The organism is Spirosoma soli, assembly GCF_042684525.1.
Lineage (GTDB): Bacteria > Bacteroidota > Bacteroidia > Cytophagales > Spirosomataceae > Spirosoma > Spirosoma soli.
Genome location: NZ_JBHULN010000011.1, coordinates 172271 through 197831 on the forward strand (window position 1 = coordinate 172271; position 25561 = coordinate 197831).

Consider the following 25561-nt stretch of genomic DNA (forward strand, 5'->3'; position numbering starts at 1 on the left):
GTATTACTGATGTTGGTAAGTTAACCAAAACAACATCACTGCCGCTCGCCAACCAGATTCAGTATGAACGCGTATTCCAGCGCAATCTCCTTTAACGCCTGAAAACGTCCCGATGCACCACCGTGACCGGCTTCCATGTTCGTATGAAGTAACAGCTGATTATTATCCGTCTTCATCGTTCGAAGTTTGGCGACCCATTTGGCGGGCTCCCAATACTGAACCTGCGAATCGTGCAGTCCCGTTGTGACCAGCAGGTTTGGATACGCTTTCTTCTCAACGTTGTCATAAGGCGAGTACGATTTCATATAATCGTAATAAACTTTCTGCTTCGGATTGCCCCACTCTTCAAACTCGCCAGTAGTCAGCGGAATGCTTTCGTCGAGCATCGTCGTTACCACGTCGACAAACGGAACGGCGGCTACAACACCCCGATATAATTGCGGAGCCTGATTGATGATGGCACCCATAAGCAAACCGCCCGCGCTGCCACCCATGGCAAACAGCTTGTCGGCACTGGTGTATTTGTTCTTGATCAGATACTCCGATACGTCGACAAAATCGTTAAACGTGTTTTTCTTTTTCAGCATCTTTCCGTCTTCGTACCACCGGCGGCCCATTTCCTGTCCCCCCCGAATGTGGGCAATGGCAAAAATGAATCCCCGGTCGAGGAGGCTCAGGCGTGTTGAGCTAAAACCCGGATCGGTCGAGTAACCATAGGAGCCGTATGAGTACTGCAGGAGCGGGGCCGAGCCGTCTTTTTTGGTGCCTTTACGGTAGACAAGCGAAATTGGCACCTTAACCCCATCGCGAACCGTAGCATAGACCCGTTCGGATACGTAGTTATTCTTGTCGAAGCCACCTAAGACCTCCTGCTGCTTCAGGAGTGTTTTCTCCTTCGTGTCCATGTTATAGTCGAAGGTCGAACTGGGCGTCGTTAGCGATGAATAGCCATAACGGAGTACGTTCGTGTTGAAATCGGGGTTGTAGCCAATACCAGCTACGTAAGCTGGTTCGCCAAAATCCAGGTATTCATCCGTCTTCGTCTTTTGGTTAATCACCCGGATGTTAGTTAAACCGGCTTTGCGTTCGCCCAAAACGAGGTGGTTAGCAAAAACGTCCAAATCTGCCAGATATACGTCCGGGCGATGAGCGATAACTTCTTTCCAGGCGGTACGGTCGGTAGTTTTGCCTTCCGGTACTTCCATCAGCCGGAAGTTTTCGGCCTTCCAGTTCGTGCGGACGTAAAACTTGTCTTTGTAATGCACAATGTCATACTCATGGCCTTTCTCGCGGGGCAGAAACACCGTAAACTGGCCCGTTGGCTGGCTGGCGTTTAGCAATCGGTACTCTGTCGATACGCCGTTGTGGTCAGAGCCAATCATGATGTATTTCTTCGACTTCGACCGTTCCAGCCCCATGTAGAACTGGTTATCCTCTTCTTCGTAGACCAGTACGTCGTTCTTGGCGTCGGTACCCAACACATGCCGATACACTTGATAACCGAGCAAGGTTTGTGGGTCTTTCTTGATGTAAAACAGCGTCTTGTTGTCCGTGGCCCAGGCAAAGCTGCCTACTTCTGTGTTCGGAATGGCCTCGGGGTAGAGCTGACCCGTTTTTAGGTTTTTAACCCGTAGCGTAAATAACCGTCGGCTCACGGTATCCTCCGCAAAAATGGCCAGCTCTTCGTTGTCGGATACCTCAAAGCCGCCGATCTGGTAATAGTTATGGCCTTTTGCCATCTCGTTGCCATCGAACATGACTTCTTCGGGGCCTTGCAGTGAGCCTTTCTTACGGCAGTAGATGGGGTATTCTCCTCCCGTTATGTAGCGGGTGTAGTAAAAGTAGTTCCCTTCCTTGTAGGGGACCGACTCATCCTGCTGCTTAATGCGCCCCTTCATTTCCTCGAATAGTTTGTCCTGTAAGCTCTTAACCGGAGCCAGCACCTGTTCGAGATAAGCGTTTTCGGCTTTGAGATAGTTGATTACCTCTGGGTTTTCGCGTTCGTTGAGGTAGTAATAATTGTCGGTGCGCTTATCGCCGTGGATTTCTAACACTTTGGGTTTAACGGCGGCCTTAGGTGCCGCAACGGATGTTGGCTGTAACGTTTGGGCTTGTGTCATGCTGTATAGCGTGAGCGTGGTGATGAGAGTAAAACACGTCTGTTTCATTGGGGTTCGCCGGTGCGGTCAATTATGAGTGTTTATTCGTAAAATTAGGATAAACACAGAGAAAACGGAGGGTTATACCGAGGCCAGGAAGTTTTGCCGTTCTTTGTGATCTCCATGAAACCTCTCGGTGTTTAATTGTAACCATGCTCGAACTGGTTGTTGCTCGTTATACCGAAAATCTGAACTGGCTGCGAAAGCTGCCGACTGGGCTACATACAACGGTGTACGATAAAAGTCCCGATCACTCAGCGGGTCCGGCAGCTATCGTATTGCCGAATATCGGACGGGAAGCACATACGTACCTGCATCACATCGTCAGCCGGTACGATACGCTGGCTGAGTGGACTGTCTTTTGTCAGGGCAAACCCTTCGATCATGCGTATGACTTCAAGAAAAGTCTGCGCGAGTTTGCTCTCAATCCCATTGCTATTAGTCCAGCCGGATTCCGTTGGCTAGGTCACCTGATCGATACGGATGATGACCAAGGGGAACGCCTTTTCAGGCCCTGGAGCAAGAATGAAGATAACCGCGGACTGGACTTACGGAGCTTTCACCACGCCCTTTTTGATAGCGACGGACCAGCCACTTACACGTTTGTGCTCGGAGCGCAATTCGCAGTTCATTGTGATTTGGTACGTCGGCAGCCGCGTGCTTTTTACGAGCGGGCGCTGGCCGTATCTATCAACTTCCCGGATGCTGCTCACTGCTTTGAACGAAGCTGGGATCTGGTATTCGGACTGGTGGGCATTGATCGTGGTTGGCTGGCCGGACGATTAACAGTTCAATTGAAACTAATGAAACACCAGTCCGCAGAGGGGCAAAATTCTGGTGAGTAACAACCGATGCAAAACTTTTTTTGCGACCAGACTAAACGATTTAATGCTACTCCGCGTCTACTAATTCGGCTTCGCAATCAACAGGCTTTTTCATATCTTTAGCCAAGCTTTATTCTCCCTTCTATGCATCGAACGTTTTACGTGCCCAGTTTTCGGCTCGTCCTGTTCAGTATCGGTACGGCCGGTTTATTGACCGCTTTTTATCCCAACAAACTTTCCCTCGAAAAAGCGTTTAAACGGATCAATGATGAGGTGCAGCAACACAGCCGTGCCTACGAAACGCTCTCCGAAGCATCACAACGGTTAGGCCATCGCCTGACGGGGAGCCCCAACGGAACCCGCGCTGAGTCGTACGCTTTTGATTTGCTGTCGTCGTATGGCTTCAAAGAAGTGCGGTATGAGCCGTTTGAAGTTGAAGCCTGGCAGCGTGATACCGTCACGTTATCCGTAGTGCCCGATCGTAGTGATAACTTCCGCGAAGTGCCCGTTGTCGCGCTGGCGCACTCGCCGGTGGAATCGCACGTAAAGGGCGAAATTGTCGACGTTGGTAACGGCCTGGAAGGTGACTTTGCGGCCGTTAAAGATAAGCTTAAAGGTAAAATTGCCTTAGTTAACATCGGTTTAGCGGCACCGACTAAAGGCGCCCGAAACCTCCACCGCTCCGAAAAAACCGCTTTAGCCATTCAGCATGGTGCATCGGGAGTAATCATGGTTAACCTCGTGCCGGGGAACGTACTGCTCACCGGAACCGCTTCTGTAACGGGCAAACTGATTTCAATTCCATCCGTTTGTATTTCGCTGGAAAGTGGTCAGGCGCTGCGGGCGTGGATGCAGGAAGAGCCGAGTAAGATGCAGGCCGTCATTGATATGACAAACACAAGCCGCAAAATTCGGGCACGTAACGTCATTGCTACGTTGAAAGGATCGAAATACCCCGATGAAAAAATTATAGTGGGTGGACACCTCGACTCCTGGGACTTAGCCACCGGTGCGATCGATAACGGCATTGGCTCATTTGCCATCATGGACATTGCCCGTACGTTTAAAACATTGAAACTAAAACCGAAACGTACCATCGAGTTCGTGCTCTTCATGGGTGAGGAGCAGGGGTTGTTGGGATCGCGGGCAATGGTTGAGAATCTGAAAAAAGCGGGTCAACTCGATAAGGTCCGCTACATGATGAACCTCGACATGACCAACGATCCAACAGGACTGAACGCGTTCGGCCGGTCTGATATGGTCTCGTTTCTCAATACCGTTGGCGAAACCATGAAGCAGGTGGAACCCACTTTTGGTAACCAGATGCAAAACCAGGCCGGTTTGCACTCGGACCACCAGCCGTTTATGCTGGAAGGCGTACCGGTAGTTGGGATGAATGGTCACCTGGCCAAAGACGTCCTGGATTGCTACCACGCCAACTGCGACCGTATTAACCTAGTTAATGCCGATCAGCTGAAAAATACCGTACGTTATTCGACGATGCTGCTCTATGCGCTGGCCGATGCGGATGCCATTCCAACCCGTCGCCAGACCGATACGCAAACCCGCGATTACCTCGTGGCGCAGGGCTTACGAACGCCTTTACAGATTGCTAACGAGTGGCGCTGGAAAGAATAAACCGAACTTATATGCCAATCAGACGCTGGTTAATTGGCGAAAGGCATGAGGAGATAGAACCGAAATTTTAGGAAATTCCAGTTTTTCGAGAACATCAAAATGTCGGTCGTTCGTAACAATACACTGAGCGTTAGCGGCAACAGCACAATCTACAAACTTATTATCATCTGGGTCTGCCTCGATGGCAACCCAATGAAAGTAAGTATCAGTCTTCTCCACAAATGGACTGTATACAAGCGCTGTCAAAAAGCTTTCGGCAACGATTGGGCTATAGAACCGACCAAATATTTCGGCATATTCAGTCAGTATCTCGTTAGAAACGCAAAGGGTGAACGTACCGTTGATAATGCCTTCAAATAGCCAGAAATTACCAGATGTGGGTAGGACTGCATTCAGCAACACATTCGTGTCAACCACAATTTTCATGATTAAAATTTAGAAACGCGGTTGTGCTGATGAGCAATGGCTTCAACATCGTTAGCCGTCATTCCCCGCTCTTCAATAATCCGTTGTGCTTGCATGGATGCCTTTCGGGCAAAATATTGAGACAACATTTTACGGATTTCGTGCAGATCACTTTCGTCAACGGTGGGCATAGCAAACGCTTTAAGAAGCTCAACCTGCAAAGGTGATAAGGGAGGATTAAGGTCTGTATGCATAAAAAAGAAAACTATTTCTAACAAAAATAACCACTGGCTATTCCAATCGCAATTTCATTGACACGCAAACCCGCGATTACCTCGTGGCGCAGGGCTTACAAACGCCTTTGCAGATTGCTAACGAGTGGCGCTGGAAAGAATAAACCGAACTTATTAGTTAAGCGCAACCCCGGAGGGTCAACGACTTTCCGGGGTTTTTTATGATCAGGCAGTCGTCGTACACAAAGATTTCACTGCCCACGAAGCGATGTTTTTGTTACTTTGTGTTTAATTAATCTAAGAAAGACATGACGGCTAAAGAAGTAATCGTGGTTGACCCTGAAGTACTAGGTGGTACTCCGGTGTTTGGTGGGACGCGTGTTGCCATCCAAACACTTTTCGATTATTTGGAAGCAAGTTCGCTGGACGATTTTTTGGAAGGTTATCCATCCGTCAGTCGCCAGCAAGCCGAAGTTGTTATCGAATTAGCCAGCAATCTGCTCAACACCTTCTCGACACAATATGAAGGTATTGCTTGATGAAAATATAGACATCCGGCTTCGCTACGCTTTCGAGGGGTCCGGGCAGGAAGTTTTCACAGTTAAATATATGGGCTGGAGTGGTATTAAGAATGGCCAATTGCTGGCTTTAATGAAAGAAAACAAATTTGATGTCTTTGTTGCTGTCGATAAGAACTTACCCTATCAACAGAACCTGCATAAATTGCCTGTTACGATATTTATTCTGGACGTAGTAAAAAATGTTTAAGTGATGTTAAGCCATATGTGCCCATCATTGTTGATCGGATGAAGGAAAATATGAATAACGAAGTAATCGTATTGCGTTTAGAATAAGACCTATTTCTATCCACTGCTCAATATGGCGAAAAATACCTTTAAGCAGCCCGAGCGGGTAGCCAAACAAAAGAAGCAACGACGTAAGCTTCAATTGGCAACCTGGTTAAACGATTTTATTGGCTTAGACCGGCTCTTCGGCGAAGATAATGCTTGGCCCATTCGTCACATTGATCGCATTTTGTGGGTAACGGCTCTACTCATTCTCTACATTGGCCTGAACCATAACGCCGAGCGACTCGTCCGGCGAATTCAGCGTACCAAAATACAGGTCGACGAACTGCGGTCACAGTTCACCGTTCTACAGGCCGATTACAACCGAAGCGGTAAACAATCGGAGCTTAATAAACGCGTTGCCGCACTAGGCTTGACTGGTAGCCAGACCCCACCCCATAAAATTGTCGTCAAGTCAGATGAACATTAAACAGGACATCATTTCTCGGGCCAACAACGTCTTTTACGTTGTTATTTTTCTGGCTATGGGTGTGGTTGTACGGCTTGTTTACGTGCAATACTTCCAGACGTTCAAGGGGAAATTCTGGCGCGAACGTGTAGCCACCACGCTTATTCAGCGAGATACGATTCGAGCCATGCGGGGCAATATCCACGCAGCCGACGGAAGTTTGCTGGCTACCTCGTTACCTACCTACGTCGTTGGGCTGGACCCAACCGTTGCCAAACCTGAGTATTTTGCCAAAAAGGTGGACTCACTGGGTGTGCTGCTATCACGCATTTACGGCGACCGATCAGCTCGGGATTACACGGACCTCGTACGTGACGCCCGGGCGCGCAAACGTCGTTACGTACTCCTAAATCGTCGCCGGGTTACGTTTCAGGAGCGGCAATACATGCTGAAATGGCCTTTCTTCCGGTCGTCGGCTAAGGTAGCGGCTCGTGGGGGCGTTCTGCGGCCTTACTACGAACGATACCATCCCTTTGGCCGCATGGCTGAACGAACCATCGGTAATCTGGACGCCAAAAACGGTCGGGGCCTGATTGGACTGGAAGCGAGTTTCCAATCAGAACTGGCCGGTAAAAACGCCGTGGGTTTGGTTGAGGTCCTATCGGGTGGTGTACGCAAACCCGTTAACGACGGTCCCGACATGAAACCTGAGCCGGGAATGGACCTCTATACGACCATTGACGTCAATTTTCAGGACATGGCTGAGTCGGCCTTACACTCAGCGCTTGAAAAGTACAATGCCGCCAAAGGATGCGTCATTGTGATGGAAGTAGCTACGGGCGAAATCCGGGCTATGGCTAACTTAACGAAGCAGAAGGATCATTATGTCGAAAACTTTAATCACGCGCTGGCCGGACGTACAGATCCTGGGTCGACATTTAAGCTAGCCACCATGATGGCTTTGATGGAAGAGAAAGCCATTTCACTTGATCAGATGGTTGCCACGGGCAATGGATCGATGACCTACAATGGCCTAAACATTCGTGACGCGAGCCGAAATGGTAAGGGGACAATTACCGCCCGGCAAGTATTCGAAAAATCGTCGAACGTTGGTACTCACCTGCTCATGCGCAGTTATTTCTACCGACGCCCCGATTTGTATTGTCAGTATCTACGCCGGTTCCGGCTTACGCAGCCGACCGGTATTCGCATGAAAGGGGAAGCTATTCCAGTAGTGCGTAATCCGGATATGAAAGGCTGGAGTAAAGTTTCTCTAACATCAATGTCATACGGCTACGAAATGCAGATAACGCCCTTACAAATGCTGGCGTTCTACAACGCCGTGGCCAACGACGGGCGTTGGGTTCGCCCAATGATTGTCAAACAAATTCGGCGGGACAATGAACTAATTGAGGATAACATGCCCTATGTAGCCCCCGAGCCAATTTGCTCCAGAGAGACCGCTCGTAAAGCGCAGCAGTTATTAAGGGGCGTTGTTGAGCACGGTACGGCCAAACATATTAATAATCCGCACTATGCTATAGCGGGTAAGACTGGTACTGCTCAGAAAATCATTAACGGCCAGTATCAGGTGGGTAAATATTATACTTCATTCATTGGTTATTTCCCGGCCAACAACCCCAAATACAGCATGATTACCGTTGTTGACAACCCACAGGGCGATAACATTGATTTGCTGTATGCTGGATCGGTAGCTGCCCCCGTGTTCAAAGAAGTGGCTGATCGAATTGTTGCGTACGACATCCGAATGCACGCGCCGATTCGGCGGGGAGGCCGACAGAATCGCCCGGCAACCGGTTTGCTGGCGGGCTACTCCGATGACCTGCACACCATCAGTACTGCACTCAATATAAACAGTGAGCCCACAACGGAAGGGTGGGTAGAGGCTACTGCGAATGGCCGTTGGAAATCGCGTCCAACCCGACCCGACCGCGTTCCGGATGTTCGTGGCCTAAGCCTCCGTGATGCTCTCTTCCTACTCGAGAACCGAGGATTTCACGTTGTAGTTGAAGGACGCGGTAAAGTAAAAAAACAATCTCTGGAGCCTGGCGATAAATCAGCCGACAGTAAACAGATTGCTCTGCAGTTGGAGTAGTGGGGTGACCAAGACATACACCAACGAGCACAAAAAAACGCTACGATCACGAAGACCGTAGCGTTTTTTATAAATCACTAATTCTACTGTTCCATACTGATCGTACGGCTAACTTGGGGTAGCGTCGAAAGCGTAAACGAATGACGGCTAACTTCCTGACCATTCACTAACTCAATCTCGTAATTTCCGTCGGTTAACTCCTCTACGTTAAACTTCGTCCGGTGACTAGTCACGTTCTTACTAATAGTCTGGGTAAATAGCAGGTGATTTTGTTTATCGACCATGCGGACAACCAGCGTTTGGCCAGCTGGTTTTTCGATGACCACGTTTACCGCTTTACCCGCGGCCGATGGAAATACCGCTGAACGAACCGCCGTGGGAGCGGTAGGATTCGTAGGGCGGCCCTGAGCGGCTCCGGCCGTCATGATAACTATGGCACTAAAGGCTGCGATCAGCGCTATAGCGAGAAACAAGGATTTAACTAAAATTTTCATAATGTTCAAAAGTTGTTGTTGGTAGTTGTTTTTAAGAGAACGGCACAAAGGTATACCGAGCTAAATCACTTGTTTACAAGCTTTTGAGTGAATAGCTGAAGTGGAGTGATGAATCGTGGAAAAAGGTGTATGAACCGTTACCTGTATAAGAAAAGTTATACTCAGACAGGTTAAGCCATACAAGCGATTCAGGATATACCGCTTACCAAAAATTAGGTAGAACCGTTCTCAACGGTTTGTTTTGCACAAAAAGCGGGCTTTAAGCTCGTTTCATTGGCATGCAGCTTAAAGACCTTGTTTATAAAATTTCCTTGTTGTCGACCGCTGGCAACATGGACGCCGACGTTACAGACCTGACAATGGATTCGCGTAAGGTTGGACCAGGTAGCTTATTCATTGCCGTGCGAGGAACCGTTACTGACGGCCATAATTTCATTGGAACGGCTGTTCAACAGGGCGCGACTGCTGTTTTATGCGAGGAATTCCCCGCTACCACTACCGACGGTGTCGCTTACGTACGGGTCCAGGATTCAGCACGGGCGATGGGATACGTAGCGGCTAACTTTTATAATCAGCCGTCACAAAAGCTCAAGCTCGTTGGTGTAACCGGTACCAACGGCAAAACGTCGGTGGCTACGTTGTTATTCCGACTGTTTCGAACCTTAGGATACCGCTGTGGGTTGCTCTCGACTGTTCAGAACCAGATCGATGACCAGGTTATCCCGGCTACCCACACGACCCCTGATGTAATTACGACGAATCAGTTGCTGAGTCAGATGCTCAATCATGGTTGTACGCACGTCTTTATGGAAGTTAGTTCACATGCCGTGGTGCAGGAGCGCATAGCCGGCCTGGCGTTTGCGGGCGGCATTTTTACCAACATAACCCACGATCACCTCGATTTCCACGGTACGTTCGATAACTACATTCGTGCGAAGAAGGGCTTCTTCGATCAACTGCCAGCTTCCGCATTTGCGCTTACCAACGTAGACGACAAACGTGGCCTGGTTATGCTTCAGAACACAGCCGCCCGCAAAGAGACGTATTCACTGCAAACACTAGCTACGTTCAAAGGCAAGATCATTGCCGACAGCCTGTTCGGACTGAATATGCTCGTCGATGATCAGGAAGTGTGGTTCAAGCTGATTGGTCGCTTCAACGCCTATAACCTGCTCAGCGTTTATGGAGCCGCCGTGCTGCTGGGCGAAGAACCCGCCGATGTATTGACGCTGTTATCAGGAATAACTCCTCCGTCTGGCCGATTTGAACAGGTCATATCCGAGGATAAAATCGTTGGTATAGTCGATTACGCACATACGCCTGACGCGCTCCAAAATGTGCTGGAAACCATTGTGGGCCTGCGACATGACAACGACCAGGGCCAGCTCCCCCAAATTATTACGGTGGTCGGCTGTGGAGGCAACCGCGATGCCGCTAAACGGCCCATCATGGCTGAAATTGCTTGCCGGTTTAGCAACCGAGTTATCCTGACCTCCGACAATCCCCGCAACGAAGATCCCATGGCTATTCTGGAGCAGATGCAGGCTGGCGTACCTCCGATTGACTTCAAGAAAACGTTAACGATCGAAGACCGGCGTAGTGCCATTCAAAAGGCGGTGTCGCTCGCCAAACCAAATGATATTATTCTAGTAGCGGGCAAAGGCCATGAAACGTATCAGGAGATTAAAGGGATTAAATACGATTTTGATGACCGATCTGTGCTGCGGGAGGCTTTTGCAGAACACGGAAATCTATAACTTTGACGAACAAAGAGCGAAAGGGTGAAAGAGCGACTTCTGACTCACTCTTTCGCTCTTTCACTCTTTCGCTCTCTACTAATGCTTTATTATCTCTTCCAATTTCTCGACGAGCGCTATAACTTCCCCGGTGCGGGCGTTTTTCAATACATTTCGTTTCGGGCGCTTAGCGCTGTTATCACCTCACTGCTGATTGCGGCTATCTTCGGGCGTCGTATTATCGACAAACTGCGCAGTCTTCAGATTGGCGAATCAATTCGCGACCTTGGCCTGGAAGGTCAGTTACAGAAACGAGGAACGCCAACCATGGGAGGCTTCATCATATTGGCCTCGTTGCTGATTCCGGCCTTACTGTTTTCCAAGCTTTCTAATGTCTATGTCGTGCTGGCCCTCGTATCAACCGTTTGGACCGGGTTAATTGGTTTCCTCGACGACTACATCAAAGTATTCAAGAAAAATAAAGAAGGGCTGGAAGGGAAGTTTAAAGTGGTAGGGCAGATTGGTCTGGGACTAATTGTTGGTCTTACGCTTTATTTTAATGATTACGTTAAAATTCGGGTGTACGCCCCCCGGCTCCTTACTACATCGAATGTGCCCGATGTATACACCGACATTAAGTCTACTCTGACAACCGTGCCCTTCGTTAAAAACAACGAGTTTGATTACAGCTCGCTGTTGTTTGGCTTCTTACCGGATAGCTACACCTGGATTGTCTACGTTCTTGTTTGTATTTTCATTATTACGGCCGTTTCTAACGGTGCTAACATCACCGATGGTATTGATGGGTTGGCTGCTGGTACGTCCGTTATCATTGCGCTAACGATTGGCGTGTTGGCGTATCTGTCCAGCAACAAGGTCTTTTCGCAGTACCTGAACATCATGTATATCCCTAACGCTGGCGAACTGGTAATTTTTAGTGCAGCTTTTGTGGGGGCCTGCGTTGGATTCTTATGGTACAACTCCTATCCGGCACAGGTTTTCATGGGCGACACGGGTAGTTTGATGCTGGGCGGAGTTATCGCCGTATTGCTGCTGGCTATTCGTAAGGAGCTAATGATTCCCATCATCTGCGGCATATTCCTGGCGGAGAATCTCTCGGTGATTATGCAGGTCAGCTACTTTAAATACACCAAGCAGAAATATGGCGAGGGCAGGCGAATCTTTTTGATGTCACCTCTGCACCACCATTTTCAAAAGAAAGGGTACCACGAAGCTAAGATTGTGACGCGCTTCTGGATCATCGGAATCATACTAGCCGCATTAGCTCTGGCAACGTTGAAACTTCGTTAGAAAGGAAAAGTAGGCACTCCCTTGTATTTCAGCAGGATAACGCCTATATTTGCACTCCCGTTTTGAAGCGGGAGTGCTTTTTGTTTAAGCAATCAGTTAGAAATCAAACAATTAGTCTCCATAACAGTGAATACGCTCAGTTACAAAACCATCTCTGCCAACAAAGAAACGGTGCAGAAGGATTGGGTTGTGGTTGACGCTCAGGGCGAAGTGCTCGGTCGGCTGGCCAGCCAAATCGCGCGCCTGATCCGCGGCAAACACAAAACCAACTTCACTCCGCACGTTGATTGCGGGGATAACGTAATTGTCATCAATGCCGAGAAGGTGCGCCTGACTGGCTCGAAGATGACCGACAAAATCTACGTCCGCCACACGGGCTACCCCGGCGGTCAGCGCTTTGCTACGCCCCGGTTGTTGCTGGAAAAGCACCCCGAGCGGATAATCGAACATGCTGTAAAAGGTATGTTACCTAAGAACCGGCTTGGTCGGCGGTTGTTTACCAACCTGCACGTGTACGTCGGTGATCAGCACCCACACGCGGCTCAGCAACCTACAGAAGTTAAATTCTAAGTCACAGACGAATGGATCGTATTAATACCATTGGCCGCCGTAAAACTGCTATCTCCCGCATTTATTTGTCGGCGGGCAGCGGGGCCATCTCGGTGAACGGGAAAGATTACAAACAATACTTCCCAACCGAAGTGCTGCAAATTATCCTGAACCAGCCGTTTGCTACGGTGAACGGTGTGGGGGGCTACGACGTAAAAGTTAACGTTCGTGGTGGTGGGGTGGCTGGTCAGGCTGAAGCAACGCGCATGGCAATTGCCCGCGCTTTAGTTGAGTTGAACGCTGATTTCCGCCCGGCACTGAAGAAAGAAGGATTCCTGACCCGGGATTCCCGCATGGTCGAACGTAAGAAATACGGCCGTCGGAAAGCGCGTCGTCGGTTCCAGTTCTCGAAACGTTAATCATTGGCATGGGGCATGGCGTCTGGGGCTTAGGGTCGTTATATATCCTCCGCTCTTTGCCCGTAACCCTTCGCTTATTTCGTCCAGACTGCCCTTAGATGATGCCGACGGGCGGTGCTGCGTAATTTTTTTACAACATTCATTTTTCATTACGAAAATGGCACAAATCGAATATAAAGACCTGCTCGACGCTGGTGTGCACTTTGGCCACCTGACGCGTAAGTGGGACCCCCGGATGGCTCCGTATATCTTCATGGAGAAAAACGGCATCCACATTATTGACCTCAACAAAACGTTGGCCTCTTTAGACGAAGCCTGCAATGCCATTAAAGGTATTGTTCGCTCGGGCCGGAAAGTGATGTTCGTCGCAACGAAGAAACAGGCACAGGAGATCGTTTCGGAAGAAGCGCGTCGTCTGAAAATGCCTTACGTTACTGATCGCTGGCAGGGCGGTATGTTAACGAACTTCGCTACGATCCGTAAATCGCTGAAGAAAATGCAAACGCTGGACAAAATGCTGAAAGACGAGGAGACCGTCAAGAGCATTGCCAAGCGCGAGCGTTTAACCCGGACTCGTGATAAAGAAAAACTGGAGCGCGTATTGGGCGGTATTGCCGACCTGACCCGCTTACCAGCTGCTCTGTTCGTTGTTGACGTAAAGCGTGAGCACATTGCCGTTGCTGAAGCACACCGTCTGGGTATCCCCGTATTTGCTATGTGCGATACGAACTCGAACCCCGAAGAAGTAGACTTCGCCATTCCAGCCAACGACGATGCGTATAAGTCGATCTCTTTGATTACCCTTGCCATTGGTAAGGCGATCGAAGAGGGTTTGATGGAGCGCAAGCAGGATAAAGATGATCAGCGCATTCAGGAAGAGGAAGAAGCTAAGCGCAACGAAGACCTCGTTAAGGCCCGTGCTGAAGACGAGAGTAAGCCGGGCGACGCTTCGCTTGATCCTCAACCAGAAGCATTAGCTTCACCAGCGGCTATCGCTGAAGAAGAGCAGGAAGACTAAAGAGTTATACAGTTGTAAAGTTTGCGACAGGTTAAACTACGTAACTCTACAACTGTAGAACTTTGCAAGTCATTAAATAGCCCGTAGCCCAGCCGCTATGGGCTATTCCATTTCAAATACAATATGTTGATTACCAAATTATTTTTGGCAATTTAAATAGATAACCACCCTTTATTATGGCAATTACTGCTGCTGACGTAAACAAACTTCGGCAAGAGACCGGAGCCGGCATGATGGACTGCAAAAAAGCCCTGACCGAAGCCGACGGCGATTTCGAAAAAGCAAAAGAGATCCTGCGTAAGCAGGGGCAAAAAATAGCTGACAAGCGTGCCGATAACGCTACGGCCGAAGGTATCGTGTTGGCGCACGTGAGTGAAGATGGCAAAAGCGGTAAAGTAATCGCCCTCGCCTGCGAAACGGAGCCTGTTTCTAAAGTTGCTGACTTCCAAAATCTGGCTATGGCCGTAATGAGCACAGCTGTTGCCACCGGTGCAACTGACAAAGAGACATTGCTGGCGACTTCACAAGCTGATGGTCGCGCTTTGCAAGACCACATCACCGACCTGATGGGTAAAATTGGTGAGAAAATCGACGTAGCGTCTTTCGAAACGGTATCAGCTGATAAAGTTGTGTCCTATATCCACTCGAACGGTAAGTTAGGCGTACTGGTTGGCTTGAGCAATACCAATGGTACCGACGTATCTGAAGTTGGTAAGGACGTAGCCATGCAGATTGCCGCTATGAAACCAGTTGCGCTGGACAAAGATGGCGTTGACGCAACGATCGTAGAACGCGAAATTGAAATTGGTAAAGAGCAGGCTCGTCAAGAAGGAAAACCGGAAGCCATGCTCGAAAAAATTGCCTTGGGTAAGCTCAATAAGTTTTACAAAGAGAACACACTGCTAAACCAGGAATTCGTTAAAGATAATTCGTTGACGATTGCGCAGCTTTTGGATAAAACTAGTAAAGGCTTAACGGTTTCGGCGTTTAAGCGCGTTTCGATTGGATAAAAGCTTGAAACAAGATACCGTTTAGTAAATACCCGGCTTTTAGCCGGGTATTTTTGTTTTCGGGGAAACTAGAAGTTATTGATGTACGTACATGAATTATATAAAGGCCTTTTATTGACCACCGTACAGCATGAAGAATTATTTTACCGACGAAGAACTCGTCAATCAATACCAGGAAACAAGACAGAACGATTATTTTGAACAGCTTTACGAACGCTATTGTGACAAAGTGCACCGTAAGTGTATGTCATTCACAAAAGACTCGATGCAGGCTGACGACTTAACGCAGGATATCTTTCTACGATTAATAAATAAGATTGACGGATATAAGCACCAGGCAAAATTTTCAACCTGGTTGTATTCTATCACTTATAACTACTGCACCGACCAAGTAAGAGCTCCCCGCTCGCGTAAGGAAACGTTGTTAGGAGAAGGCTGGGAAGGCTTGAACATAAACGCCGACGATGGCTTGTCTGAACGGGAAGAGCTGGCCGCTCGGCAAGTGCAAAAAGCAATGATGCGCCTGGCTCCTGAAGATCAGAGTCTGTTGCGCCAGAAATATCAAGATGATCTGAGTGTAAGGGATCTGGCCTATAGCCACTCGTTAACCGAGAGTGCGGTAAAAATGCGGCTCAAACGGTCAAGAGATCGGCTGAGACAGTACTACCAAGAGCAAATGGCTGATTATTAACAACAAATATCGGGCTCCAGCATTGTACTGGTTACTCTGATAACAAAAAGTCCGACTGCTAAGCCGGACTTTTTGGCTTTTAGATAAGAGTATATTTTTAGAGGAAACATGCTACAAAAAAACATCTCAGTCGGCAAGAGTGGGCATTCTTGTTTTGATATATAATTGATGTTCATTAGTTTACCACCGCTTTACCTTAATTCCGTTTCTCACCTTAACCAGATTGTACTATGTTAAAAGAATTCCGTGCCTTTATTGCCCAAGGTAACGTACTTGACTTAGCCGTTGGTATCATCATTGGTGCCGCTTTTACGAAGATTGTGAATTCGCTGGTTGAAGATATCCTGAACCCAGTGATTGGTCTGTTACTCGGCGGAGTTGACTTGACCCAATGGAAAATAGTCCTGAAAGAAGCGGTTGGAACCGATCCTGAAGTGGCTATTCGGTATGGTAATTTTTTAAACAACATAGTACAGTTTCTGATCGTGGCCTGGGTGATTTTCATCATTGTAAAAGCGGCTAACCGTATGCGTCTGTCTAGTTCTCTAGCCGCTAAGGAATAAGTTAAACAGATTAATTCGCTTGAAAAGCTCTCCGAACGTTCGGGGAGCTTTTGTTTTATGCGTTATTTTGTCTTGAGTACCGTTTGACTATGGCAGGATCGAAAGTAGTAATTTTAGGTGGGGGCGAAAGTGGAGTAGGAGCGGCCTTATTAGCGCAAGCGAAAGGCTTTGACGTTTTTTTGTCCGATAAAGGAAAATTAAAAGAAAGCTACCGGACAACGCTCCAGAATGCTGGTATCCCCTTCGAAGAAGGTGAGCACACGGAAGAACGTGTTTTAGGCGCTGATGAGGTTATCAAAAGTCCAGGAATTCCATCGACCGTACCGCTTGTTCAGAAGCTGCGTGCTCAAGGAACGTCAGTCATCTCCGAAATCGAATTTGCCGCCCGCTATACAAAGGCTAAGCTTGTCGGTATCACCGGCAGTAATGGTAAAACCACCACTACGCTATTAACGTATCATCTGTTCAAAACGGCAGGCCTGAACGTAGGCTTGGCTGGTAACGTTGGCGATAGCTTTGCCGAGCAGGTTATCGACGATACGTTTGACTATTTCGTGTTGGAATTGAGTAGTTTTCAGCTAGACGATATGTACCAGACGCACCTTGATATCATGGTGCTGCTGAATATTACGCCCGACCATCTCGACCGGTATGGCTACAATTTTCAGAATTACGTGGATTCTAAATTCAGAATTTTGCAGAACGCCCGGCCTGATGATGACTTTATCTTTTTTCGGGAAAGCCAGCCTATCGCAGACGAATTAGCTAAGCGTACGCCAACTGTGCATCAGTTGCCTATTTCATTGGAGGCTTCAGTCGAAGTAGGCGGTTACCGGCAGGATGAGCAGTTAATAGCCATCAATCGTAACCATAGATTCTCAATACCTCAAGCCGAGACTACCTTACGTGGGCCACACAATGCCATCAATATGTTGGCAGCTATACTAGCGGCTCAATCCGTTAGTGTACCGGAGGAGGCCATTGCCGAGGGCTTAAAAACGTTTGAGAATGCGGCTCACCGGCTCGAGCCAGCGGGTACAATTAACGGTGTCCAATTTATCAACGACTCAAAAGCAACGAATGTAGACTCGGTGTTTTATGCCTTGTCGAGCATGGACGCGCCAACAATCTGGATTGCCGGTGGCCAGGATAAAGGCAATGATTACAGCCAGTTAGATCAAGTTGTGCAACAAAAAGTCAAAGCACTAATTTGTCTTGGCGTAGATAACCATAAATTAGTGGATTACTTCGGTAGTAAAGTCATTTCTATATACGAAACTCAGGATGTACAAGACGCGGTAGCACACGGATTGGCTTTTGGTCAACCCGGCGATGTGGTGCTGTTATCACCTGCCTGCGCCAGTTTCGATCTGTTTAAGAATTATGAAGACCGGGGGAATCAGTTCAAAGAATCAGTAAGAAATCTAATGATGAATGATAAAGGATGAATGCATTTGCCCTTCATCGTTTATCATTCATCACTTATCATTCAGGAAATATGGTGCTTCGCGACTGGATTCGTACCCATCTCAAAGGTGACCGCCAGATTTGGTGGATTGTGCTGTACTTGTCGATTATGAGTGTACTAGTCGTTTATAGTGCGACGGGTACGAAGGCGTTTCGTGAGCTTGACGGAAATACGGAGGTCTTTCTGCTGAAGCACGGCTCGCTGTTATTGATCGGCTTGGCTTGCACCTATTTTGCGCACCGGATTAATTACATCTATTACGCCCGACTGTCAAAATTTGGGCTTTGGCTATCCATTCCGTTGCTGCTATGGGCGTTTTTTAAGGGATCGACCCTGAACGATGCTTCACGTTGGGTAACCATTCCGATTATCAACCAAACGTTTCAGCCATCTGACTTAGCGAAACTGGCGCTTATTTCCAATTTGGCGGCAATGTTGGCTAAGCGGCAGCGGTTCATGAACGACCCTAACGTGTTGTTCAATTTGATTCTCTGGATCGGTATTATTTGTTCGCTCATCATCCTGTCGAATACGTCAACGGCATTGCTACTTGGGGCAACCTGCTTTCTGTTGATGTACATCGGTCGGGTACCCGTGCGCTATCTGGCTTATATGATTGGCGTATGCGTTGTATTCGGTGGCTTGGCATTGCTTTTGGGCCAACGCTTTGGTACCGCTACGAATCGAATGAAAAACTTCATGGATTCTGACACGATTGTCTACCAGGTCGAGCAGTCATATATCGCGCTGGCGAATGGAGGCCTAACCGGGCAAGGGCCGGGTAACAGCCACCAACGTAATACGCTCCCGAATCCATTCTCAGATTTCATTTATGCGATCATCGTTGAAGAATACGGCTTAATTCTGGGAGGTATTCCGGTCGTGTTAGCCTATATCTGGTTTTTATGGCGAGGTATGAAAACGTTACAGAAAGCGACCAGGCCATTTGGAGGATTATTGTCAGCTGGATTGACCTTTAGTATCGTGTTTCAGGCTTTTGCCAGCATCTGCGTGGCCATTGGTCTGGCACCTGTAACAGGTCAGCCTTTGCCACTGCTAAGCATGGGCGGTACATCACTGATATTTACTGGTTTAGCCATTGGTATTGTACTGAGTGTCAGCCGCGAAGAAGCTGACGAAAGCAAGATATAATAATTTATTCTTCCATAAACGGGCGATTTAAATTACCCGCTCATGGAAACGAAAAGTCGGTTCGAAAACGAAATGAGAATAATTATTAGCGGGGGCGGAACTGGTGGGCACATTTATCCTGCCATTGCCATTGCCAACGAATTGAAAGCAATGGACCCGTCCACCGAAATTTTGTTCGTGGGAGCGGAAGGGAAAATGGAGATGGAAAAAGTGCCCCGCGCTGGCTACCGGATTGTCGGGTTACCCGTCGTGGGCATCAAGCGCGAATTGACGCTGGCCAACTTAGCCTTTCCGTTTAAACTCGGTCGTAGCTTTCTACGAGCGCAGCAAATCGTCCGCGATTTTCGTCCTGATGTGGCAGTAGGCGTTGGTGGTTACGCGAGTGGCCCGCTTCTGCTGGCTGCTTCTGTAAAGGGCATACCGACGCTCATCCAGGAACAAAACTCGTATGCTGGATTAACCAACAAAGCGCTATCCCGTTGGGCTGAGCGCATTTGCGTAGCCTATCCGGGCATGGAATCATTCTTTGCAGCCGGAAAAATAAAACTAACGGGTAATCCAGTACGTAGTGATATTCAATTGGCCGATCAGCAGGTAGAGGCCGGGCGTAAACTATTTGGACTAGAAGATAATCGACCAACCCTATTGGTGATTGGTGGCAGTCAGGGCGCAAGAACGCTGAATGAAAGCCTGGAAGCAGGGCTAAAGCGGTTTGTAGATGCGGGTGTTCAAGTGGTTTGGCAAACGGGACCCGCTTTTATTGAGCGCGCACGGGCGGCCGTCGCCACGGTTGGGTCGCCATTGATTAAAGCGTACGATTTCATCTATGACATGGACAAGGCATACGCCATCGCCGACGTGGTTGTATCGCGGGCCGGAGCTTTATCAGTATCTGAATTGTGTCTGGTTGGCCGACCGGCGATTTTAGTGCCATTTCCTGCCGCAGCTGAAGACCATCAGACTAAAAATGCAATGGCGCTCGTTGACCGGAAGGCGGCTCTTCTGGTTCGCGATCAGGATGCCCGGGAAACCCTCGTTACGACAGCCCTAACGTTGATTAACGATCAGTCGCAACGACAGCGGTTGGGTGCTGAAATCAAAACATTAGCTAAACCTAATGCCGCTCGAGAAATCGCCGAGGAGGTATTAAAACTAACAAATAAAGGATAAGAGCGATAAGGAGGCTTCGGTTATATCTTATCGCTCTTTTTTGCAATCATGACATTAGATCAGTTCAAATACATTTATTTTTTAGGCATTGGCGGCATCGGCATGAGCGCGCTGGCACGTTGGTTTCGGGTAAATGGCTATTCCGTTGCGGGTTATGACAAAACCGCAACTGGCCTTACCGAAGCTCTACAGGCGGAAGGCATGGCTATCCATTTTACCGAAGATGTTAACGAAATACCAGCCGCCTTTCGTGAGAATGCGACCGAAACGTTGGTAATCTATACGCCGGCCGTACCAAAAACACATGCAGAGTACATTTTTCTAACAGAGAACGGCTTTACGCTACAAAAGCGGTCGCAGGTGCTCGGGTTATTAGCCGGACAAATGAAAACCGTTGGTGTAGCTGGCACACACGGTAAAACAACGACCTCATCGATGGTGGCGCATATCCTGCGCGACGCCGGAGTGAATTGTGCCGCTTTTTTAGGAGGAATTACCAACAACTATGGCACGAATTTCTTGCTCAATGATCCTGCTGAAGACTTACGCTCGGTTGTCTGCGTAGTGGAGGCAGACGAGTTCGACCGTTCGTTTCTAACGTTGTTCCCTCACTTAGCCATTGTCACCTCAACGGATGCCGACCACTTAGATATTTATGGCGCACACGATGCTGTACTCGAATCGTTTGGCCAGTTCGTGAGCCAGATTGAACCGGATGGTACACTGTTCATGAAAAAAGGATTATCGCTGGCGGATCAAACAAAAGCAGCTGTTCGGAAGTATTCGCTAGAAGAAGGTGATTATTACAGCCAGAATTTACGAATCCAAAACGCGGCCTTCGTCTTTGATTTGGTGCATCCCAACGGTATTATTTCTGATATCCATTTGATCGTCCCTGGGTTTCATAATGTCGAAAATGCAGTAGCCGCTTCTGCCGTAGCGCTGAAGTTAGGCGTATCGGCAGAAGCGATCCGGTTGGCACTCAACACGTACCGTGGCGTTCGCCGACGGTTTGAGTACATCCTTAAAACTGATAAAGTCGTATTTATCGATGATTATGCTCATCACCCAGCTGAAGTGCAGGCGTTTTTATCCTCAGTAAAGGCGTTGTACCCAGACCGGGAATTAACGGCTGTGTTCCAGCCGCATCTGTTTAGCCGCACACGCGATTTCGCGGATGGGTTCGCAGAGAGCTTATCATTAGCAGATAACGTGATTTTATTGGATATTTACCCGGCGCGGGAGTTACCGATAGAAGGCGTTACTTCAGAGTTGATATTCAAAAATGTTACATCGAAAACAAAAAAACGATGTACAAAGGCTGAATTAGTCGATATTTTACAAGAAATGAAGCCATCTTTGCTAGTAACCATCGGAGCTGGTGATATAGATCAGCAGTTACCAACGATAAAAAACGTATTAGAATACCAATAGATAAAAATATCTGTGTAACAACTTAGCTTATTTACAGATGTTTTTTACCTTTAATTCAACCAGAAAGTGGCTGTTCGTAGCTGGAGGGCTTTTAAGTCTCTTTGGACTCATTGCTTTTACAGAAGCTCGGCACGGTCAGAAGCGCGTTCGGGCGGTAGTCATTCAATTAGATCAAATTGACGGCCATCGCTTTTTAACTCGCAAAGACGTAACGGGTTACCTGACGAACGAAGGTGCTGATCCGGTTGTCGGAAAGGCATATGATGAGGTAGATTTTAAGCGATTGGAGACTCGGTTAAGGCAGCATGGATTAGTCAGAAATTGCCAGGTATCGCGTGATCTCATGGGCAATCTGCTTGTGATGGTTGAGCAACCCCGGCCATTGGCCCGCCTGATGCCATCTGGTGATGGAATACGAGCTGTATCAGGTCAATATGTGAGCGAGGAAGGGCGGTTTTTTCCGATATCGATGAACTATTCGGCACGAGTCCCAATTCTGACCGGAACGTATTTCGTGCGGAATCGCTCATTAGCTAGTGAGCGAAATCGGCCGTTACTGGAGCTGCTGAAACGAATTAACGACGATCCGTTTTGGCGAGCCCAGATTACAGAACTTTCCGTTGATGAGCTGGGGGAGGTGACGATGTGGCCCCAAATGGGAAATCATCGAATTGAATTGGGTCCACCAACGGATTTAGAGGCAAAGTTTAAAAAATTGAAATTAGTCTATACGGACGTTCTACCGGCAAAGGGTTGGGACCGTTACAGCCGGGTAAGCGTTCAGTACCGAAACCAAATAGTTTGCGAATGACAATGACGGGCATGGACGAGAAAATTGTGGTGGGCCTGGATATCGGCAGCACCAAGGTGTGTGCGGTAGCGGGCCGGTTGATTCGTAATAACAAAGAACAGGAAACACTCGAAGTATTGGGTGTGGGAGAAACGAATCTGACTGACGGCGTTGCTAAAGGCTCCGTAGTAAACGTCAACAATACGGTTAATGCGATTCGACGGGCAGTGGCAGAAGCCTCTAATCAATCGAATCTTAATATTCACTTAGTAAACGTCAGTTTCAGCGGCTCGCACGTTACATCGGTCAAGTCAAGTGGTAGCATCACGCGGTCTTCGTCGGGCGATGAAGTGCAAACCGAGGACATTGACCACCTCCTGAGTGACATGTACCGCACGTCTATTCCAGCCGATAAAGAGATTATTCACGTGCTGCCAATGGATTTCGTGGTGGATAACGAAACCAACGTAAACCAACCCGTTGGCCGAAACGGGGTTAAGTTAGGAGCTGATTTTCAGTTGATTACGGCTCAGGCTAATGCAGCGCGTAACATTCGGAAATGCATTATGCGTAATAACCTGGCGCAGGATACTATGATGTTATCTGCGCTGGCGTCGGGTTTAGCCGTGCTGACCGACGAAGAGAAATACGCTGGCGTTGCTTTGGTTGACATTGGCGGAGGCACAACCGAAATGGCTATCTATTACCGCAATGTATTACGTCACGTAGCAGTGTTTCCGTGGGCGGGTAATAGCCTTACGTCCGACATTCAGGCAGGTTGTAAAATCCTGCCTAACCAGGCCGAACAACTCAAGAAGAAATTTGGTAGCGCAAACCCTGCCGAATACAACTTAAATGAAGTTGTAGCTGTGCCAGGGTTAAGCAATCGTAAGCCGAAAGACGTCTTGCTAAAAAACGTAGCGGTTATTATTGAAGATCGGCTACGCGAAATAGCAGCGTTGGTTCAGGCTGAAATCATTCGTTCTGGTTACGAAGGTAAACTGCTGGGCGGTCTTGTGCTGACTGGCGGTACAGCACTCATTCCGGGTGTAGAGCAGATTTTTGGGCGCGTGACGGGTGTTGAAGAGGTTCGTGTTGGTTTCCCCGAACACCTTGAGCCCAACGGGCGCGCTGACCTGGTGGGCGATCCGGCGTATGCCACGGCCGTTGGCTTAGTTTGGGCGGGTTACAAGACCATTGATAACCGGATTTCGTTTATCAGTGATCCTAACCGGAGCTCTTATAGTGAAGAGCCAGCTCCTGCTCCCGTTCGGCAATCCTACGCTCCGCCCGTTAGCCGCGAAAAGCCGGTTGAAAAAGTTGAGAAAGAGCCTGAAGAAGGTGGTTTATTAGGATGGCTGCGTAAGGTTACCAGACCGATTCGTGGCAGTGAAACCGATACGTATTAACGACCCCGCAAGGAGAATCGGCCTACCGCCGATTTAATCGTAATTATGCAGTTTTTGTATAACGAAAAGACACCACAGGCTGATAAAATGCTTAGTCAGGGCTATAGATTCGAGATTCCAGACGACAATCCAACCATTATAAAGGTTGTCGGTGTGGGGGGCATGGGCGGTAATGCCGTCAAGCACATGTTTAACCTCGACATGAAGGATGTTAACTTCGCTGTTTGCAACACAGACCGGCAAGCTCTTATGAGCAATCCCGTGCCAACAAAGTTGCAATTAGGAGATGGGCTGGGTGCTGGAACAGAGGCTAAAGCCGGGGAAGATGCGGCCCGCGCCAGTATTGAAGAAATCCGGAATCTATTAGCTCCACCAACCAAAATGGTCTTTATCACGGCCGGTATGGGCGGAGGAACGGGTACAGGGGCTGCACCGGTTGTGGCCGAAGTAGCCCGGGAAATGGGCTTACTGACCGTCGCTGTCGTCACAGCACCGTACTGGTATGAAGGAACGGATAAGAAAGAACAGGCCCGCGAAGGTATCGAAAAGCTGAAGAAAAGCTGCGATACCGTGTTGGTCGTGCTCAACGATAAACTAGCCGAGTTATACAGCGAGCTTACCTGGACCGAAGCCTACGCGCATGCTGATGACGTACTGGCCAATGCAGTGAAAAGTATTGCCGAAATTATTACGACGCAGGGCGACATCAATGCGGACTTTGCTGACGTAAAGAAAGTGCTCGAACAGGCGGGTCAATCGGTCATGGGCTCTGCTGAAGCATCCGGTGAAGATCGGGCGCTTCGGGCTATTGAGGCTGCTTTGAATTCGCCTTTGTTGAACGACCACGATATTCGGGGCGCCAAGCGAATTCTGCTTACCATTTCGTCGAGTAAAGAGCACGCCATGCGGCTTAAAGAGCAAATGGCGATTTCTGAACACGTTGCCAAAAAGATTCAGACCGAAGCCCGGATGTTTAAGTTCGGCGCTATAACAGATAAGAATCTGGGCGAAAGTTTGCGGGTAACCATTATTGCGGCCGGTTTTGATGGGACCAATGCCCTCATGGACCAGCTGAAGAATACGGTTGATCCTGAAGAAGAAAAGCCCGTTGACGATGTACTTGATGTAGTTGACGAGCCTGAAGGTAGTTTGGATCAGGAAAATACAGCGGAAGAGTTAGTGGCTGTTGAAGACGAGGCTGACGAACCGATTGGCAAACCAGTGGGGGTAACTGTTAAAACTGACGAGAAACAGACGCAGACCGGTTATAACGGCACGACTATCATCCGCCCCGAACCGTCGTCGACTAGCAGGCCTTACCCTCATGAAGAGCCTAACGCCGATGTGTTGGTGCTCGACGACGAAGAGCGCCCCAGCGATGCTGATCTTATCCGGCGAATGGTTGATGCGTTTGTGAAAGGTCAATATCTGGCGGCTGATCTCGACAGACCAACGTTCGAGCGAAACAAAACGATGCTGTATGGCATGCCGTTGTTGTCTGAACACGAATTTGTACGTTCTAAATTGAACGACTAATACAAGCTGTTAACGATATTTTATACCATAAGCAGAGGCTCTAACGGGTCTCTGCTTTTGTTGTACAACGTATAGCCATAACTCACATGGACGTAAGGAATAGGATGATGCGCTGAAAGGGTTCATCCATGACTATGTTCGAGAGATGCCTCGTACGTCTCTTTGTTGTGCCACTGAGC

At 48.5% G+C, this 25561-nt stretch carries 25 protein-coding genes; 21 read left to right on the top strand and 4 right to left on the bottom strand.

The window, feature by feature from the left end; translation table 11 throughout:
- Nucleotides 1-35 precede the first annotated feature (35 nt).
- Entirely contained in the window at nt 36-2168 is a 2133-nt protein-coding gene (locus ACFSUS_RS18350; RefSeq protein ID WP_381525151.1) for a S9 family peptidase, read from the bottom strand.
- A 143-nt stretch (nt 2169-2311) separates the two neighbouring features.
- Between ACFSUS_RS18350 and ACFSUS_RS18355 the strand changes: the two genes are divergently transcribed.
- Complete coding sequence (locus ACFSUS_RS18355; RefSeq protein WP_381525153.1) at nt 2312-3004, top strand: DUF3431 domain-containing protein; 693 nt, start codon at nt 2312-2314, stop codon at nt 3002-3004.
- 123 nt (nt 3005-3127) lie between these two features.
- Entirely contained in the window at nt 3128-4621 is a 1494-nt protein-coding gene (locus tag ACFSUS_RS18360; protein WP_381525155.1) for a M20/M25/M40 family metallo-hydrolase, read from the top strand.
- An 18-nt stretch (nt 4622-4639) separates the two neighbouring features.
- On the opposite strand, the gene ACFSUS_RS18365 is transcribed toward ACFSUS_RS18360, so the two are convergent.
- Entirely contained in the window at nt 4640-5047 is a 408-nt protein-coding gene (locus ACFSUS_RS18365; RefSeq protein WP_381525158.1) for a putative toxin-antitoxin system toxin component, PIN family, read from the bottom strand.
- 2 nt (nt 5048-5049) lie between these two features.
- Nucleotides 5050-5280, bottom strand: coding sequence for a hypothetical protein (locus ACFSUS_RS18370; protein WP_381525160.1), 231 nt, complete (start codon nt 5278-5280; stop codon nt 5050-5052).
- Nucleotides 5281-5567: 287 nt separating this feature from the next.
- Between ACFSUS_RS18370 and ACFSUS_RS18375 the strand changes: the two genes are divergently transcribed.
- The 4 genes from ACFSUS_RS18375 to ACFSUS_RS18390 all read left to right on the top strand — a co-directional run bounded on the left by ACFSUS_RS18375 (nt 5568) and on the right by ACFSUS_RS18390 (nt 8632).
- Nucleotides 5568-5798, top strand: coding sequence for a DUF433 domain-containing protein (locus tag ACFSUS_RS18375; protein ID WP_381525162.1), 231 nt, complete (start codon nt 5568-5570; stop codon nt 5796-5798).
- A complete protein-coding gene (locus ACFSUS_RS18380; RefSeq protein ID WP_381525164.1) occupies nt 5782-6027 on the top strand; it encodes a hypothetical protein in 246 nt (81 codons plus the stop codon). Before ACFSUS_RS18375 ends, ACFSUS_RS18380 begins: the two co-directional genes overlap by 17 nt.
- A 111-nt stretch (nt 6028-6138) precedes the next feature.
- Nucleotides 6139-6537: an FtsL-like putative cell division protein gene (locus tag ACFSUS_RS18385; RefSeq protein WP_381525165.1), complete on the top strand. Its 399-nt coding sequence runs from the start codon at nt 6139-6141 to the stop codon at nt 6535-6537.
- A complete protein-coding gene (locus tag ACFSUS_RS18390; RefSeq protein WP_381525168.1) occupies nt 6527-8632 on the top strand; it encodes a penicillin-binding protein in 2106 nt (701 codons plus the stop codon). Before ACFSUS_RS18385 ends, ACFSUS_RS18390 begins: the two co-directional genes overlap by 11 nt.
- Nucleotides 8633-8715: 83 nt before the next feature.
- Here the strand turns inward: ACFSUS_RS18390 and ACFSUS_RS18395 are convergent, their stop codons facing one another.
- On the bottom strand, nt 8716-9126 hold the full coding sequence (locus ACFSUS_RS18395; protein ID WP_381525169.1) for a hypothetical protein: 411 nt from the start codon (nt 9124-9126) through the stop codon (nt 8716-8718).
- Between the two features lie 278 nt (nt 9127-9404).
- Between ACFSUS_RS18395 and ACFSUS_RS18400 the strand changes: the two genes are divergently transcribed.
- The 15 genes from ACFSUS_RS18400 to ftsZ all read left to right on the top strand — a co-directional run bounded on the left by ACFSUS_RS18400 (nt 9405) and on the right by ftsZ (nt 25382).
- Nucleotides 9405-10883: a UDP-N-acetylmuramoyl-L-alanyl-D-glutamate--2,6-diaminopimelate ligase gene (locus ACFSUS_RS18400; RefSeq protein ID WP_381525171.1), complete on the top strand. Its 1479-nt coding sequence runs from the start codon at nt 9405-9407 to the stop codon at nt 10881-10883.
- 81 nt (nt 10884-10964) lie between these two features.
- Nucleotides 10965-12173 carry a phospho-N-acetylmuramoyl-pentapeptide-transferase gene (gene mraY, locus ACFSUS_RS18405; protein WP_381525173.1) on the top strand — a complete coding sequence of 403 codons (1209 nt, stop codon included), beginning with the start codon at nt 10965-10967 and terminating at the stop codon, nt 12171-12173.
- Between the two features lie 126 nt (nt 12174-12299).
- Complete coding sequence (rplM, locus tag ACFSUS_RS18410) at nt 12300-12743, top strand: 50S ribosomal protein L13 (RefSeq protein WP_381525175.1); 444 nt, start codon at nt 12300-12302, stop codon at nt 12741-12743.
- A gap of 11 nt (nt 12744-12754) precedes the next feature.
- Complete coding sequence (rpsI, locus tag ACFSUS_RS18415) at nt 12755-13141, top strand: 30S ribosomal protein S9 (protein ID WP_020597105.1); 387 nt, start codon at nt 12755-12757, stop codon at nt 13139-13141.
- Between the two features lie 157 nt (nt 13142-13298).
- Nucleotides 13299-14159, top strand: coding sequence for a 30S ribosomal protein S2 (gene rpsB, locus ACFSUS_RS18420; protein ID WP_381525178.1), 861 nt, complete (start codon nt 13299-13301; stop codon nt 14157-14159).
- A 176-nt stretch (nt 14160-14335) separates the two neighbouring features.
- Nucleotides 14336-15169, top strand: a complete 834-nt coding sequence (gene tsf / locus ACFSUS_RS18425; protein WP_381525180.1) for a translation elongation factor Ts — start codon at nt 14336-14338, stop codon at nt 15167-15169.
- Between the two features lie 130 nt (nt 15170-15299).
- Nucleotides 15300-15860, top strand: a complete 561-nt coding sequence (locus ACFSUS_RS18430; RefSeq protein WP_381525182.1) for an RNA polymerase sigma factor — start codon at nt 15300-15302, stop codon at nt 15858-15860.
- 230 nt (nt 15861-16090) lie between these two features.
- Nucleotides 16091-16423 (top strand): large conductance mechanosensitive channel protein MscL, encoded by a 333-nt coding sequence (gene mscL, locus ACFSUS_RS18435; RefSeq protein ID WP_381525185.1) that lies wholly within the window; start codon nt 16091-16093, stop codon nt 16421-16423.
- An 89-nt stretch (nt 16424-16512) separates the two neighbouring features.
- The gene (murD, locus tag ACFSUS_RS18440) at nt 16513-17871 is read left to right on the top strand and encodes a UDP-N-acetylmuramoyl-L-alanine--D-glutamate ligase (protein ID WP_381525188.1); all 1359 of its coding nucleotides are present in this window, start codon (nt 16513-16515) and stop codon (nt 17869-17871) included.
- Nucleotides 17872-17921: 50 nt separating this feature from the next.
- Nucleotides 17922-19043: an FtsW/RodA/SpoVE family cell cycle protein gene (locus tag ACFSUS_RS18445; protein ID WP_381525190.1), complete on the top strand. Its 1122-nt coding sequence runs from the start codon at nt 17922-17924 to the stop codon at nt 19041-19043.
- 72 nt (nt 19044-19115) lie between these two features.
- Nucleotides 19116-20213 (top strand): undecaprenyldiphospho-muramoylpentapeptide beta-N-acetylglucosaminyltransferase, encoded by a 1098-nt coding sequence (gene murG, locus ACFSUS_RS18450; RefSeq protein WP_381525226.1) that lies wholly within the window; start codon nt 19116-19118, stop codon nt 20211-20213.
- 48 nt (nt 20214-20261) lie between these two features.
- A complete protein-coding gene (gene murC, locus ACFSUS_RS18455) occupies nt 20262-21647 on the top strand; it encodes a UDP-N-acetylmuramate--L-alanine ligase (RefSeq protein ID WP_381525192.1) in 1386 nt (461 codons plus the stop codon).
- Between the two features lie 37 nt (nt 21648-21684).
- Nucleotides 21685-22458 carry a cell division protein FtsQ/DivIB gene (locus tag ACFSUS_RS18460; RefSeq protein WP_381525194.1) on the top strand — a complete coding sequence of 258 codons (774 nt, stop codon included), beginning with the start codon at nt 21685-21687 and terminating at the stop codon, nt 22456-22458.
- A complete protein-coding gene (gene ftsA, locus ACFSUS_RS18465) occupies nt 22455-23846 on the top strand; it encodes a cell division protein FtsA (RefSeq protein WP_381525196.1) in 1392 nt (463 codons plus the stop codon). Before ACFSUS_RS18460 ends, ftsA begins: the two co-directional genes overlap by 4 nt.
- Nucleotides 23847-23933: 87 nt before the next feature.
- Nucleotides 23934-25382, top strand: a complete 1449-nt coding sequence (gene ftsZ, locus ACFSUS_RS18470; RefSeq protein WP_381525227.1) for a cell division protein FtsZ — start codon at nt 23934-23936, stop codon at nt 25380-25382.
- The last annotated feature ends 179 nt before the right edge of the window (nt 25383-25561 follow it).

Coding starts and splice junctions, on each gene's coding strand:
- ACFSUS_RS18350 (WP_381525151.1), bottom strand. CDS start 2,168: ATGAAACAGACGTGTTTTACTCTCATCACCACGCTCACGCTATACAGC.
- ftsA (WP_381525196.1), top strand. CDS start 22,455: ATGACAATGACGGGCATGGACGAGAAAATTGTGGTGGGCCTGGATATC.
- murD (WP_381525188.1), top strand. CDS start 16,513: ATGGCAGGATCGAAAGTAGTAATTTTAGGTGGGGGCGAAAGTGGAGTA.
- murC (WP_381525192.1), top strand. CDS start 20,262: ATGACATTAGATCAGTTCAAATACATTTATTTTTTAGGCATTGGCGGC.
- ACFSUS_RS18375 (WP_381525162.1), top strand. CDS start 5,568: ATGACGGCTAAAGAAGTAATCGTGGTTGACCCTGAAGTACTAGGTGGT.
- murG (WP_381525226.1), top strand. CDS start 19,116: ATGAGAATAATTATTAGCGGGGGCGGAACTGGTGGGCACATTTATCCT.
- mscL (WP_381525185.1), top strand. CDS start 16,091: ATGTTAAAAGAATTCCGTGCCTTTATTGCCCAAGGTAACGTACTTGAC.
- rpsB (WP_381525178.1), top strand. CDS start 13,299: ATGGCACAAATCGAATATAAAGACCTGCTCGACGCTGGTGTGCACTTT.
- ACFSUS_RS18430 (WP_381525182.1), top strand. CDS start 15,300: ATGAAGAATTATTTTACCGACGAAGAACTCGTCAATCAATACCAGGAA.
- ACFSUS_RS18365 (WP_381525158.1), bottom strand. CDS start 5,047: ATGAAAATTGTGGTTGACACGAATGTGTTGCTGAATGCAGTCCTACCC.
- ACFSUS_RS18370 (WP_381525160.1), bottom strand. CDS start 5,280: ATGCATACAGACCTTAATCCTCCCTTATCACCTTTGCAGGTTGAGCTT.
- ACFSUS_RS18395 (WP_381525169.1), bottom strand. CDS start 9,126: ATGAAAATTTTAGTTAAATCCTTGTTTCTCGCTATAGCGCTGATCGCA.
- ACFSUS_RS18390 (WP_381525168.1), top strand. CDS start 6,527: ATGAACATTAAACAGGACATCATTTCTCGGGCCAACAACGTCTTTTAC.
- ACFSUS_RS18400 (WP_381525171.1), top strand. CDS start 9,405: ATGCAGCTTAAAGACCTTGTTTATAAAATTTCCTTGTTGTCGACCGCT.
- rpsI (WP_020597105.1), top strand. CDS start 12,755: ATGGATCGTATTAATACCATTGGCCGCCGTAAAACTGCTATCTCCCGC.
- ACFSUS_RS18445 (WP_381525190.1), top strand. CDS start 17,922: ATGGTGCTTCGCGACTGGATTCGTACCCATCTCAAAGGTGACCGCCAG.
- ACFSUS_RS18460 (WP_381525194.1), top strand. CDS start 21,685: ATGTTTTTTACCTTTAATTCAACCAGAAAGTGGCTGTTCGTAGCTGGA.
- ACFSUS_RS18360 (WP_381525155.1), top strand. CDS start 3,128: ATGCATCGAACGTTTTACGTGCCCAGTTTTCGGCTCGTCCTGTTCAGT.
- ACFSUS_RS18355 (WP_381525153.1), top strand. CDS start 2,312: ATGCTCGAACTGGTTGTTGCTCGTTATACCGAAAATCTGAACTGGCTG.
- mraY (WP_381525173.1), top strand. CDS start 10,965: ATGCTTTATTATCTCTTCCAATTTCTCGACGAGCGCTATAACTTCCCC.
- tsf (WP_381525180.1), top strand. CDS start 14,336: ATGGCAATTACTGCTGCTGACGTAAACAAACTTCGGCAAGAGACCGGA.
- ACFSUS_RS18380 (WP_381525164.1), top strand. CDS start 5,782: ATGAAGGTATTGCTTGATGAAAATATAGACATCCGGCTTCGCTACGCT.
- ftsZ (WP_381525227.1), top strand. CDS start 23,934: ATGCTTAGTCAGGGCTATAGATTCGAGATTCCAGACGACAATCCAACC.
- ACFSUS_RS18385 (WP_381525165.1), top strand. CDS start 6,139: ATGGCGAAAAATACCTTTAAGCAGCCCGAGCGGGTAGCCAAACAAAAG.